We start from the raw sequence: 13,508 nt of genomic DNA, 5'->3' as shown, positions 1-13,508 counted from the left end.
GAGGACGGGGGCGCGGCGGCGGGATGGGCGGATGACAGGGGAGGGTGTGATGCGGCGGTTCTGGGATTCGGGCTGGCGGCGTGCGGCGCGGCGGGTGAGCCAGAAGCCACGCCCGGGGTCGAAGCGTCTGCAGCGGCGGCGGAAACCAAGCCGGAGGCGGACGCGCCAGAGACGGCGCCTGATCCGGCGGCGACCGCGAGGGCCGAGGCGGAGGCCTTTGTGCGGACCCTCTATGTGCGGATGTCGGACGTGGACTTCGCGCCGCTGGATCCGGCCGTGGCGCAGGAGGTGTTCAGCGCCGAGGTGGTGCGGATGCTGGAGGCGGCGCGCACCTGGACCGATGAAGGGGTGCACCCGGCGCTGGAGGCCGATCCGGTGTGCCTGTGCCAGGACCCCCACGGCCTGACCCTGCGCGAGGTCAGCGTGGTCGACGCGTCGGCGGACCGGGCGGCGGTGCGGGCGCGCTTCGACTTCGGCAAGGCGGACGAGGCCGAGAGCGCGCGGGCGCCGCTGTTCATCCTGAGGCGCGAGGCGGACGGCTGGCGCGTGGACGACATCCGCACCGACGACGGGTTCTCGTTCCGGCGGACGCTGGCGGACTGATCAGTCGCGGATGAAGGCGCCGGCGATCCAGCTGACCACGCCGGTGACCACTGCGGCGCCGATGGCGGGCCAGAAGCCGCTGACCGTGAAGCCGTCGAAGAACACCGAGGCCAGGCCGATCATGGCGGCGTTCACCACCAGCAGGAACAGGCCCAGGGTGATGACCGTGATGGGGAAGGTGATGATCACCAGAATCGGCCGCACCACCGCATTGATCAGGCCCAGAACCAGGGCGGCCAGGATCAGGATGGTGGTGTCGCGAAACGAGATTCCCGCGATCAGGACCGAGGACAGCCACAGCCCCAGAGCCGTGACCAGCCACTGGACGATGAAACGGACCATGAGCGCCTCCCTCTAGAACAACGCCAGCATAGCGTGCGTCGCGGGAATTGGCTGCATCAATCGGCGGGCCCTGCGGGGGAATAGGCGTAGGCGCCGAACACCGATCCGACGAAGCCGCCGGCGGTGCGGGTGCTGAGGATGCTGGCGTCCCCGTCCGTGACCAGCGGCGTCCAGTCGCCTTCGGGTGTGGCGAAGGCCAGGTCGATCCGGCCCACATCGACGCTGGCGCGCAGACGCAGGGGGTCGCCGGGACGGGTGGGCAGGGGGGCGGAGGCCACGATGACGCCGCGCGCCGGATCGTCCGGCCCGGCCCGGCGCTCCACCAGCACCACATCCTGGCCCGCGTGGCGGCCGACGCCGATGAACCACCAGAAGTCGTCGCTCTGGAAGGCGGCGAGGCCCGCGCGGTCGCCGTCGTGGGCGGGGGTGAAGCGCACCTCGGTGGAGGCGGCGGCGGTCATGTGCTGCTGGCGCCGGGCGGCGAAGGACGGATTGGCCATGTCGCCCAGCCCCTGCGGCCGGGCGGTCAGGTGCAGGGCGCCGTCGGCGACGCTGAACCAGTCCGAGCGGGGGTTGCGCACGGTCAGCCAGTGGACCGGCAGGGTCTCGCCGTCGAAGGACTCGGTGACGCTGAACGGCCCGGTGGTGGGCAGGTCCGGCGCGGGCTGCTCGGGCAGGTCAGGGCGATCCAGCACATGGGGGATGAGCTCGCCCGGGGCGGTGATGCGGGGCCAGCCGTTCTCCCACGTCACCGGCATCAGGAAGGTTTCGCGCCCGGTGTTGTAGAAGTCGTCGCCATAGGGGCGCACGGCCAGGAAGGTGGCCCACCAGTCGCCGTCGGGGGTCTGGACCAGATCAGCGTGACCCGCCGAGGTGATGGGGAAGTCCCGGTCGCGCGGCAGGTCGCGCTGGGTCAGGAAGGGGTTGTCCGGGTCCGGGGTGTAGGGGCCATCGGGCCGGTCGGCGGCCAGGGCCACCTGGGAGTGGGCCTCGGCGGTGCCGCCCTCGGCCGCGGTCAGCACATAGCGGCCGTCAATCTTGTAGATGTGCGGCCCCTCGATCCAGATCGGTTGCGTCGAGAAGTCCACGCCGCCGTCCACCAGCAGGGTGCGCGGGCCGTGGGTGGAAAGGGTCTCCAGATCGAAGCGCTGGATCCAGATGGCGCGGTGGCCGTCGTATTCCGGCTCGCGGTCCGGCGGGCCGTTGTTGAGGATCCAGGCCGAGCCGTCCTCGTCGATGAACAGGGCCGGGTCGATGCCGCCCGCCAGGTCCGGCAGCCACACCGGGTCGGACCACGGCCCCGCCGGGTCGGTGGCGGTGATGACGAAATTATCGCCGCAGTCCACGCAGGTGTTCAGGATGTAGAAGACGCCCTCGTGATGTTCGATGGTCGGGGCGAACAGGCCGCGCGACAGGCCGAGGGTTCCGAAGTCCACCTGGTCGGGCCGGTCGATGGCGTTGCCGATCTGGGTCCAATTGACCAGGTCCCGGCTGTGGAAGACGGGCAGGCCCGGGAAGTAGGCGAAGGTCGAGGTGACCAGATAATAGTCCTCGCCCGCGCGGGTGTTGGACGGGTCGGGATAGAAGCCGGAAAGGATCGGATTGCGGAACTGGCCGGGTCCGGGCTGGACCACCGCGTGTTCCGGATCGGCGCCCTCATAGGCGAACCAGTCGAAGCGGGCGGTGGGGGCGTCCTGCGCGAGGGCGGGCGCACTCAGGGCGAGGCCGGCCGCGAGGGCGGTTATGGCGTGTTTCATGATGTCCTCCCGCGCCGCCGGGCGGCGTCATTGTTAGCGCTATCATGTAAGCTCAAGAGGCCCGTGTCCAGTGATCGCGCCGAACTTCACCCCGCCGCGCAGTTGTTGCGGATGAACTCGGTCTGCAGGGGCATGTAGTCGGCGGAGGTGCGCATGACGCGGCGGATTTCCTCGAGGCGGGCGCGGGTCTCGTCCAGGCTGAGGACGTCGGCGACGGGATCGTAGCCGCGCGCCTTGAGGCCCTGGCCGACCATGACGGCCATCCAGCTGGTGTCGTTGAACAGCTCGTCGTTCTCGCGGAAGATCCGGCCGTAGCCCTCGAACAGGCGGTATTTCTCCTTGAGGCTGTCGGGCACGTCCATGGTGCGGCAGCGGTCCCAGAACGGCGTGTCGTCCCGTTCGGTCAGGTGATAGTGCAGGATGATGAAGTCGCGGACCTGCTCTGTCTCGACCTGGGTCATGCGGTTGAAGCGCTCGCGGTCGGCGGGCTCGAAGCGCCTGTCCGGGAACATCTGCATCAGCTTGGCGATCCCGCTCTGGATCAGGTGAATGCTGGTGGACTCCAGCGGCTCGATGAAGCCGGACGACAGGCCGATGGCCACAACATTTCTGACCCAGGCCTGTTTGCGCCGCCCGGTGACGAAGCGCAGGAAGCGCGGGTCCGCCAGGGGCTTGCCGTCCAGATTGGCCAGCAGGGTCTCGGCGGCCTGATCGTCGCTGATGTGGTCGCTGGAATAGACGTAGCCGTTGCCGGTGCGGTGCTGCAGCGGGATGCGCCACTGCCAGCCGGCCTCGCGGGCGGTGGAGCGGGTGTAGGGGGTGAAGTCCGGCACGCTCTCGCACGGCACGGCGGCGGCCCGGTCGCAGGGCAGCCAGCGGGTCCAGTCCTCGTAGCCGGTGTTGAGGGTCTGTTCGATCAGCAGGCCCCGGAAGCCCGAGCAGTCGATGAACAGCTCGCCCTCGATGCGCTCGCCGCTTTCCAGCTTCACGGCCTGGATGAAGCCGTCCTCGCCGCGCTGCTCAACATCCACGATCTTGCCCTCGCGGCGCATGACGCCCCGGTCCTCGGCGAAGCCGCGCAGGAAGCGGGCGTAGAGGCCGGCGTCGAAATGGAAGGCATAGGCGATCTTCGACAGGGGGGAACGGCCCGCGTCGATGGCGCGCATGAAGCGGTTCTGCGCCGCCGCCACGGCCTGCAGCGAATAGTCCTCCAGCCGGTGCGAGTCGCCCGCCAGGTGGAGCCGCTGCCAGTAGGCGTGGAAGGACACGCCCTCCATGTCCACGCCGAACGGGCCGAAGGGGTGGAAATAGGTATGGCCCTTCTTGCCCCAGTCCACGAACTGGATGCCCAGCTTGAAGGAGCCCTGGGTCTTGCGGACGAACTCGTCCTCATCGAGGCCCAGCATGCGGTTGTAGATGCCGATCTGGGGGATGGTGGCCTCGCCCACGCCGACGATGCCGATGTCGTCGGACTCCACCAGGGTGATGTCGGCGAAGTCGCGGCCCAGCAGTTTCGCCATGGCCGCGGCGGTCATCCAGCCGGCCGTGCCGCCGCCGACGATGACGATCTTCCGGATGCGATGGTCGGTGGTGTCGGTCATGGGGCCTCAGGCAGGGACGGATTCAGGATCTGGCGCGGCGCAGTGGCGGGCCAGGAAGTCGGCGTGGTCAGGCAGGCTTTCGGCAGCGACGCGGATGGTGGTGCGCAGCTCCTCCATGGCCCGGGCCACGTCATCCTCGGGGATGGAATCGACGAGCGGATCGTAGCGTTCGGGCATGACGTTCTGGCCGATCAGCACGGCCATCCAGCTGGATTCGGCGAACAGCTCGTCCTCGTGGCGGAAGAAGCGGCCGGCGCCCCGGAACAGGTCCAGCTTGTGTTGCAGGGAGTCCGGGATGGCCATGGTGCGGACGTGGTCCCACAGGTCCAGGCCGGTGCGCTCGTTGGCGTGGTAGTGCAGGATGATGAAGTCGCGGATCTGCTCGATCTGGACATTGGTCAGGCGGTTGTATTCGTCGATGGCCACCGGATCGAAGCCCTGGTGCGGGAACAGGGCCAGCAGCTTGGTGATGCCCGCCTGGATCAGGTGAATGCTGGTGGACTCCAGCGGCTCGAGGAATCCTGATGCGAGGCCCAGGGCGACGCAGTTCTTGACCCAGGCCTTCCTGCGGCGCCCCGCCCGGAAGCTGAGGATCCGGGGGTCAGTGACGGGCTTGCCGTCGAGATTGGCCAAGACGGTGTCGGCGGCCTGATCGTCGGAGATGTGGGCGCTGGAATAGACATAGCCCGTGCCGACCCGGTGCTGGAGCGGGATGCGCCATTGCCAGCCGGCGTCGCGGGCGGTGGAGCGGGTGAAGGGAGAGATGGCGTTGTCGTTCAGGCACTGGACCGCCACGGCCCGGTCGCAGGGCAGCCAGTGGCTCCAGTCCTCGAACCCGGCCTTCAGGGTCTGTTCGATCAGCAGGCCCCGGAAGCCGGTGCAGTCGATGAACAGCTCGCCTTCGACCCGGCGGCCGTCGTCCAGCACGATGGCGTCGATGAAGCCGTCTTCGGGGCGCTGGTCCACAGAGACGACCTTGCCCTCCTGACGCACCACCCCGCGCGCCTCGGCATGATCCCGCAGGAAGCGGGCGTAGCGGGCGGCGTCGAAATGGTAGGCCCAGGACATGGGGGTCAGGGGCGAGCGGTGCTGCGGGGGCAGGGCGCCGAAGCGGTTCAGGCGCGCGGCCACGCCGCACAGATTGTAGTCGCCGAACCCGGACGCCCGACCCTCCCGGTGCATCTTGAGCCAGAACTGGTGGAATTTGACCGCATTGATGTCGGCGCCGAAGGGGCCGAACGGGTGCTGATAGGTGTGGCCGGGGCGGGTCCAGTCCACGAACTCGATGGCCAGCTTGTATGAGCCGCGGGTGGCCTTGAGGAATTCGCGCTCGTCCAGGCCCAGCAGTTCGTTGAAGGTGCGGATGGGCGGGATCGTCGCCTCGCCCACGCCCACGGTTCCGATAGTGTCGGACTCCACCAGGGTCACGCTGGTGACGCCGTTCGCGATGAGGCGGGACAGGGCCGCGGCCGCCATCCAGCCGGCGGTGCCGCCGCCGACGATGACGACCTTTCGGATCAGATCCGGCTGGATCATGGGACGGCGCTCCAGGGCGGCAGGGCCCCGGCGGTGCGGGCGGCCAGATCACGAATGCGGTCGGCGCGGGCGGCCAGCATGGCCGGGTCCAGCGCCTCGGCCAGCGGATCGACGCGGCGCGGCCGGACGCCGGAGGCCAGCAGGGCGGCGGCGATGAAGCCTGGGGTGAACGGTTCCTGTTCGCGGCGGCTGACCCGTCCCCGGGCTTCGAACAGGGCCAGGCGGTGGGCGGCGGCCTCGCTCAGGACCACGCCCGGATGGCGCAGCAGAATCAGGGCGAAATCGCGGTCGGCCTCCACCTCGGCGGTCATCAGGCGGTCGAACTCGCGCGCCTCCACGGCCCCGTCGGCGGTGGCGGGCCACAGATTGACCAGATGTTCGGCGGCGCGGTGGATCAGGTGCAGGACCCCGGCGCCCAGCGGCGGCAGACTCTGCGCCGCAGCGCCGACGGCGACGACGTTGCGGTCCCAGAAACGGTCCCGGCGGCCGGGATGGAAGGGCACGCCGTCACCGCCCCGGCTCAGGCGCGCCAGGACCCGACGGCCGGGCAGGGGGGCGGCGCGTTCAAGGCCGTCGCCGGTGTTGCGGAAGACGAGATGCAGCGGCGGTTCGCTGTCGGGCGTGGCCTCCACATGGAGGCGGTCGAAGGGGAGATGGCCGGACCACGACCGGAACGGCGCGTCGGTCAGGACGGCGGCCGGGCCGGAGGCGTCGATGAACAGGTCGCCGGCGATGCGCGCGCCGTCCGCCAGGGCGAGGGCGGTCACGGCGCCGGACGGCGCGCGCTCCACCGCCGCGACCGCGCTTTGGACGACGGCCGCGCCGGCCTTGAGGGCGTGTCGGCGCAGCAGGGCGGCGTAGGCGCCGGAGTCGAGGCTGAGCCCATGGTCGAGGGTGGAGAGGAACGAAGCGGGGTCCCGTGAAGGCGGGGCGTAGCTGCGCAGACGCGCGGCCTGGGCGGACAGGGAATGGTCGGCCAGCCTGTCGAGACGATCCAGCCGGGCCAATTGCTGGTGGAAGGCGACCGAGAAGATATCGGCGCCGGTCTGGCCGAAGGGGATGAAGGCGGGGCCGTCAGCCCACCCCTCCAGCGACAGGCCGAACAGGGGAACGGCGGCGGCCATGGCTTCGGCCTCGCCCAGCCCCAGGCGTGCGTGCCGGGCGTGGATGGCGGGCGGGGCGGTCAGGGCCGGGCCGAAGGGATCCACGTCGTCGGGCGAAGGATGCGCCACGACGGTGACGTGGGCGGGGGCCCGGCGCGCGAGGGTCAGGGCCATGATCCAGGCGGCGGGGCCGTCGCCGACGATGACGGCTTCCGTAGTCATGCCCGGGCCTCGGCCATGACGGCGGCGCGGGCGGCGGCCAGAACGTCGGCGTGGCGCGGCTGGCGCTCGGCCAGGGCGGCCACGCGGCGGCGCTGGTCGTCCAGATCGGCGCGGACGGCGGCGGGGTCCAGGCCGTCCAGACGCGGGTCCCAGCGGCGGGGCATGACATGCTGGCCCGTATAGACCGCGACCCAGCTGGGGTGCAGGAAGACGCCGTGCTCATAGGCGGCCACGATCCCGCGCTCGCGGAACAGCTCCATCTTCCAGGCAAGGGAATCCGGGATGGCCATGGTGCGGCAGTGGTTCCAGAATTCGGAGTCGTCCCGCGCGGTGGCGTGATAGTGCAGCACCAGAAAATCGCGGATGCGCTCGTATTCCATGTCCATGGTCTGGTTGAACTCGGCGGCGTCGGCCGGGTCCCAGTCGCCGGTGGGGAACAGATCCAGCAGATAGCCGATGGCGGCCTGGATCAGGTGGATCGAGGTGGACTCCAGCGGCTCGAGGAACCCGGACGACAGGCCGATGGCCACGCAGTTGCGGTTCCACTGGAGCTTGCGCTTGCCGGTGAGAAACCGCAGGCGGTTGGGCGGGGCCAGGGCAGGGCCCTCAAGCTGGTCCATGAGCGCCGTCTCGGCCGCGTCGTCATCCATGAAGGCGCTGCAATAGACATGGCCGTTGCCGACGCGGTGCTGAAGGGGGATGCGCCATATCCAGCCAGCGGTCCGCGCCGTGGCGCGGGTGGCGGGGGGGAAGAGGCCGCCGTGTTCGCAAGGCAGGGCCACGGCCCGGTCGCAGGGCAGCCAGCGGCTCCAGTCATGATAGCCGGTCTTCATGGCCTGTTCGATCACCAGCCCCCGGAAGCCGGAGCAGTCGATGACCAGATCGGCGTCGATGCGCTCGCCGCTCTCGAGCGTCACATGGGTGACGAAACCAGTCTCCCCGTGAAGGGCGACGTCGGCGATGCGTCCCTCTGTGCGCACCACGCCGCGCGCTTCGGAATAGCGGCGCAGGTAGGCGGCGTAGAGCGAGGCGTCGAACTGGTAGGCGTAGGAGAACGCGGAAAGAGGCGAGGCCGGGTCGGCCGAGGGATGGGTGAAGCGCTCGCCCCTCGCCATGGCGACGGGCAGGCTGTAGCCCTCGAGGGGATCGGTGGCGCCCGCGCGCGCCCACAGGTGGTGAAAAAGCTCGACCTCGTGAGCGGCGGGATCGGCGCCGTAGGCCCCGAAGGGGTGTATGTAGCTGTCGCCCAGCCGGCCCCAGTCGCGGAACTCGATGCCCAGCTTGAAGGTGGCCTGGGTGCGGGACAGGAAATCCGCCTCGTGGATTCCGAGACGGGTGTTGAAGGCGCGGATGTGGGGAATGGTGGATTCGCCGACGCCAACCGTGCCGATGGCCTCGGATTCCACGAGACGGATGTCCAGAGCCAACCCTTTCAGGGTCTCGGACAGGGCGGCGGCGGTCATCCAGCCGGCGGTGCCCCCGCCGACGATCAGCACCCTGGTGATGCATTTGTCCGACATGCTGTTGCGCTCTCCCCACAGCGCTTTCTTTCCATGTAGAGGCAGAAAAATGGCGCGGTCAATGCTGTCTGTCGCGCCTGAGAAACGCTCCAAAGGGCTGTTTTTCAAGGCCCTGTTGGCGAGAACCCGAGGGCAGGCCGGGTTATGTGGCGAGATTGCGTCCCGGGTTCCGTCAGGGAAAGGAGGGCTTGCGGAAGCGAAAAAGCTGGGCTACGAGTTCATTAATCAGACATTTGGCGTCGCCTCGGTATGGTAGCGCTAACAAAAGAAAATGCTGGGGAGGAAATCGGGTGCATACTTCAACAAGAACACGTGCGGATTCTATCCGCTTCGGGGCCGGCCTGAAGGCCGGAGCGTCCATCGCGGTCATCGCTGCGGTCATGGCCGCGACACCGGCCATGGCGCAGACCGCGCCGCCGGATGACGACGCCGTCGAGGTGGATGAGGTCGTCATCACCGGGATCCGCGCCAGCCTGCGCAGTTCGCAGGAGATCAAGCGGAACTCGGAAGTCTTCGTCGACTCCATCACCGCCGAGGACATCGGGGCCCTGCCGGACCGAAGCGTGACGGAGGCCCTGCAGCGGGTGCCGGGCGTGTCGATCGACCGTTTCCGCGCCGGCGTCGATCCTGACCACTTCTCCATCGAGGGTTCGGGCGTGGTCGTCCGCGGCCTGACCTGGGTGCGCAGCGAGCTGAACGGCCGCGACACCTTCAGCGCCACCAACGGCCGCGTGCTGAGCTTCTCGGACGTGCCCGCAGAACTGATGGGCGGCGTCGACGTGTTCAAGAACCCGTCCGCTGACATGGTCGAGGGCGGCATCTCCGGAACCATCAACCTGCGCACCCGCGTCCCGTTCGATTCGCCGGGCCGCGTCCTGGCCGGATCGGTCGAGGCCAGCTACGGCGACTTCGCCGAGGAATGGACCCCGACTGTCTCGCTGCTCTACAGCGACCGCTGGGACACCGAGGCGGGTCAGTTCGGCCTGCTGCTGAATGCGGTGAACTCGGAACTGACCGCCCGAAGCGACGGTCAGCAGATTTCCAACTACGCGCCGCGCACCCTGTACAGCAACGGTGACGTGGTGGGCCCGGCCGGCACCGAGGTGGGCGAGGTCTGGTTCCCGCGCGGCGCCGCCTTCCGCAGCCAGATCTTTGATCGCGAGCGCACCGGCTACGCGGCCGCCGGCCAGTGGCGCAGCCCGGACCGGACCATGGAGGCGACCGCCCAGTTCCTGCGTTCGGACTCCACCCAGGCGTGGACCGAACACGCCATGGAGATCGCCACGGACAATGTGTCGAACAACGGCGACTCCCAGGCGCTTCAGGGGACGACCCTGAATTTCGGACCCGACGGCCTGTTCACCAACGGCGTCATCACCGGCCAGACCGGCTGGCGGGATGATCAGAACGGAGCCGATCCCCGCACCCCCATCTGGGGCCTGCAGAGCAACAACATCCGTCGTGATGTGCATCAGGAATATGTCACCACCGACTACGGCCTGAACTTCAAGTGGACACCGACGGAACGCCTGCGGATCAACTTCGACTATCAGCACGTGGACTCGACGGTCGATGTCATTGACGCCGGGCTGTGGAACTCGACGTTCCAGTACGCTGACATCCAGATGCAGGGCAGCGACATCCCGGTCGTCACCTTCCTGACGCCGGATCGCCGCGCGCCTGACGGCAGCATCTGCACGGGTCCGGCGACCAACAACTGTCCGACGTACGGCGTCAGCCCCAACGACAGTCTGTCCAACCCCTACAATACCTTCACCCGCTCGGCGATGGACCACATCGAGCAGAGCGAGGGCAAGCTGGACGCCTTGCGCATCGACGTCGACTACCAGTTCTTCAACATGCCGATCCTGGAATCCGTCCGCTTCGGCGTGCGGCGCTCCGAGCGCGACCAGACCACCCGCTTCTCCACCTATAACTGGGGCGTGGTCAGTGAAATCTGGGGGTCGGGCGGGCCGGTGTGGCTGGATGAAGCGGCCAACGGGGACCCGACCACCGGCGGCGGCGTCACGCCGAGCAGCTTCCACCAGACCTTCAACTTCGACAATTTCATGCGGGGGGAGGTGCCCAATCCGACGGGCGGCCAGCCGCGCCTGTTCTATGGATCGAACATCGTCCAGAACTATCAGGACTATGTGGATTACGCCCTGCTGATGGGCGACGAGTGGCGCGCCAGAAATGGCGCCGACGGTTGTCCGCAGAACTGGGTGCCTCTGGCCCTGCGCTGCGGCGTCAACCCCGGCACGCCGTTCCTTCCGCAGGAGATCAATCCTGTCCAGGAGAACACCAACGCCGCCTACGCCATGCTGCGCTTCCGGGGCGATCTGGACAACGGCGTGCAGCTGAGCGGCAATGTCGGCCTGCGCTATGTGGACATGGAGCGTTCGGCGGAGGGTGTCCGCGCGTTCACGCAGCAGAATTTCACGTCCGAAGCCGAATGTACGGCGCCCCTGCCTCCGGGTGAGGAGCGGTCGGCGTTCTGCGGCCTGGACCCGGCGGTGCGCGCCGACGCCCGCGCCTTCGCCAACGGGGCCACCTTCGAGGACAACGCCGAAACCTCGTTCGACTACTGGCTGCCCAGCGTCAATGTGCTGGCGCGGATGCAGAACGGCCTCCAGTTCCGCTTTGGCGTCTCGCGGGCCATCACGCTTCCGGACATCGGCCTGACGCGGAACTACTACAATGTGGCCCTGTCGGCCCTGCAGGATGACATCGTCAATGGCCGGCCGACCGGACGCTTCAACGTCGGCAACGCCTACCTGCGCCCGATCGACTCGGTGAATTTCGACGCCTCGGCGGAATGGTACTTCGATGACGTGGGATCGATCACCCTGTCGGTGTTCTACAAGCGCCTGAAGGACGTGATCACCAACGGCGTCACCCGCACCTCGTTCACCAACAACGGCGCCACCTTCGACGCGGTGGTGACCCAGCCGGTGAACTCCAGCGAGACCGGTTCGGTCCAGGGCTTCGAGCTGGCGTATCAGCAGGTCTACCACTTCCTGCCGGCGCCGTGGGACGGCCTGGGCGTGAACGCCAACTACACCTATGTGGACTCCGAGGGCGTCAGCCAGAGCACCCTGTCGGCCACCGATCCTGATGTTGGATCGGGCCGGGTGGCGAATGTGGACACAGGTCTGCTGCCGCTGCAGGGCTTGTCGGAGCACACGGCGAACTTCGCCGCCTTCTACGAGAAGGGGCCGTTGTCCATGCGTCTGGCCTATTCCTACCGCTCGGACTTCGTGGTGACGGTGCGCGACGTGATCGTGCCCTTCGCCCCGATCATCCAGGAAGGGGGCGGCCAGCTGGACGGCTCGTTCTTCTACACGGTCAATGACAACTTCAAGATCGGGGTGCAGGGGGTCAATCTGACCAATGAGATCACCCGCACCAGTCAGGTCCTGAACAATGAACTCCTGACGGCCGGACGGTCCTGGTTCATGAACGATCGCCGTTTCACCGTGGTGCTGCGCGCGACCTTCTAGAACTGGTCGGTCGACCTTGGGGGCGGATCCGCCGGTTCGCCGGAGGACCGCCCCCTTTTTCTTTTCCGTCCGCCGCGTGATGTGATGAGGCGGATGACAGGGAGCGCCGCATGACGGCCGCGGAGTTGAGCGTCGTATTCTTTCTGCAGCTGGCCGTGATCCTGGCCGCCTGCCGGCTCGTCGGCTGGGCCGCGAAGCGCTGGCTGGGCCAGCCGCAGGTGGTTGGCGAGATGATCGCCGGGGTGGTGCTGGGACCGTCGCTGTTCGGCCTGCTGGCGCCCGAGATCCAGGGCATGCTGTTTCCTGCGGAATCCCGCGACGTCCTGTATGTGGGCGCCCAGCTGGGCGTGGGCCTCTACATGTTCCTGGTGGGACTGGGGTTCCGCACGGATCACTTCCTGAGCCAGGCGAAAAGCGCCGCGGCGGTGTCCTTCGCCGGCACGGCCGCGCCCTTCCTGCTGGCGGTGCTGATCACGCCGTGGCTGATCGACACCCCGGGCCTGTTCAGCGACCGGGCCACCATGGCCCAGGCCATGCTGTTCATGGGCGCCGCCATCTCCATCACCGCCTTTCCCATGCTGGCGCGCATCATTCACGAGCGCGGGCTGTCGGGGACGCCGCTGGGGACCCTGTCCCTGTCGGCCGGGGCCATCGGCGACGCGGGCGCCTGGATCATCCTGGCCATCGTGCTGGCCAGCTTCGGCGCGGGCGCCGGCATGGCGATCACGGCGGTCGGCGGGGCCGCCCTGTTCATGGTGTTCATGACCACCATCGGTCGACGGCTGCTGGCGCGGCTCGGCGAGCGAGCCGAGCGCGAGGGCGGCGTCGGGCCGGGCCTGATGGCCGTGACCCTGATGCTGTTCGCCCTGTCGGCCTTCGCCATGGACGCCATCGGCATCCACGCGGTGTTCGGCGGCTTCCTGCTGGGCGCGGTGATGCCCAGGGGCCTGTTCGCCGAGCAGGTGCGCAAGCAGCTGGAGCCGTTCACGGTGGTGGTGCTGCTGCCCCTGTTCTTCACCTATTCGGGCCTCAACACCCAGTTGACGGCGGTGGACAGCTGGCCGCTGCTGCTCATCGCCCTGGTGGTTCTGGCGGGGTCGGTGCTGACCAAGTTCGGCGCCTGCTGGGCGGCGGCGCGCCTGACCGGCCAGGACAACGCCACGGCGCTGGGCATCGGCGCCCTGATGAACGCCCGCGGCCTGATGGAGCTGATCATCATCAACATCGGCCTGCAACGGGGCCTGATCGGCCCGGCCCTGTTCTCCATCCTGGTGCTGATGGCCATCGTCACCACCCTGATGGCCTCGCCCCTGTTCGAGCG

Annotated in this window: 9 protein-coding genes; 3 read left to right on the top strand and 6 right to left on the bottom strand. The window is 68.4% G+C overall.

The window, feature by feature from the left end:
- On the top strand, window positions 1–603 hold a 603-nt coding region (locus C0461_RS10440), incomplete at its 5' end, for a DUF3828 domain-containing protein (protein ID WP_292106579.1).
- On the opposite strand, the gene C0461_RS10435 is transcribed toward C0461_RS10440, so the two are convergent.
- From C0461_RS10435 to C0461_RS10410, 6 genes are all read right to left on the bottom strand, one after another.
- Window positions 604–945, bottom strand: a complete 342-nt coding sequence (locus C0461_RS10435) for a phage holin family protein (RefSeq protein ID WP_292106577.1) — start codon at window positions 943–945, stop codon at window positions 604–606.
- 56 nt (window positions 946–1,001) lie between these two features.
- The gene (locus C0461_RS10430) at window positions 1,002–2,702 is read right to left on the bottom strand and encodes a glycoside hydrolase family 43 protein (RefSeq protein ID WP_292106575.1); all 1,701 of its coding nucleotides are present in this window, start codon (window positions 2,700–2,702) and stop codon (window positions 1,002–1,004) included.
- Between the two features lie 86 nt (window positions 2,703–2,788).
- Window positions 2,789–4,303 (bottom strand): tryptophan halogenase family protein, encoded by a 1,515-nt coding sequence (locus C0461_RS10425; RefSeq protein WP_292106573.1) that lies wholly within the window; start codon window positions 4,301–4,303, stop codon window positions 2,789–2,791.
- Between the two features lie 6 nt (window positions 4,304–4,309).
- Window positions 4,310–5,839, bottom strand: coding sequence for a tryptophan halogenase family protein (locus C0461_RS10420; RefSeq protein WP_292106570.1), 1,530 nt, complete (start codon window positions 5,837–5,839; stop codon window positions 4,310–4,312).
- Window positions 5,836–7,164, bottom strand: a complete 1,329-nt coding sequence (locus tag C0461_RS10415; RefSeq protein WP_292106566.1) for a tryptophan 7-halogenase — start codon at window positions 7,162–7,164, stop codon at window positions 5,836–5,838. Before C0461_RS10415 ends, C0461_RS10420 begins: the two co-directional genes overlap by 4 nt.
- A complete protein-coding gene (locus C0461_RS10410) occupies window positions 7,161–8,684 on the bottom strand; it encodes a tryptophan halogenase family protein (protein WP_292106556.1) in 1,524 nt (507 codons plus the stop codon). The genes C0461_RS10415 and C0461_RS10410 overlap by 4 nt, the downstream gene beginning before the upstream one ends.
- 380 nt (window positions 8,685–9,064) lie before the next feature.
- Here C0461_RS10410 and C0461_RS10405 point away from each other — a divergent pair, with 380 nt between their 5' ends.
- Together C0461_RS10405 and C0461_RS10400 are read left to right on the top strand one after the other, a co-directional pair.
- A complete protein-coding gene (locus C0461_RS10405; protein WP_292106553.1) occupies window positions 9,065–12,187 on the top strand; it encodes a TonB-dependent receptor in 3,123 nt (1,040 codons plus the stop codon).
- 110 nt (window positions 12,188–12,297) lie between these two features.
- The coding region (locus tag C0461_RS10400; RefSeq protein ID WP_292106550.1) for a cation:proton antiporter at window positions 12,298–13,508 on the top strand (1,211 nt) is incomplete at its 3' end.

It is taken from the genome of Brevundimonas sp. (assembly GCF_013823285.1).
In the GTDB taxonomy this organism is placed as follows: Bacteria; Pseudomonadota; Alphaproteobacteria; order Caulobacterales; family Caulobacteraceae; genus Brevundimonas.
This window is presented reverse-complemented; position numbering and strand designations above follow the sequence as displayed.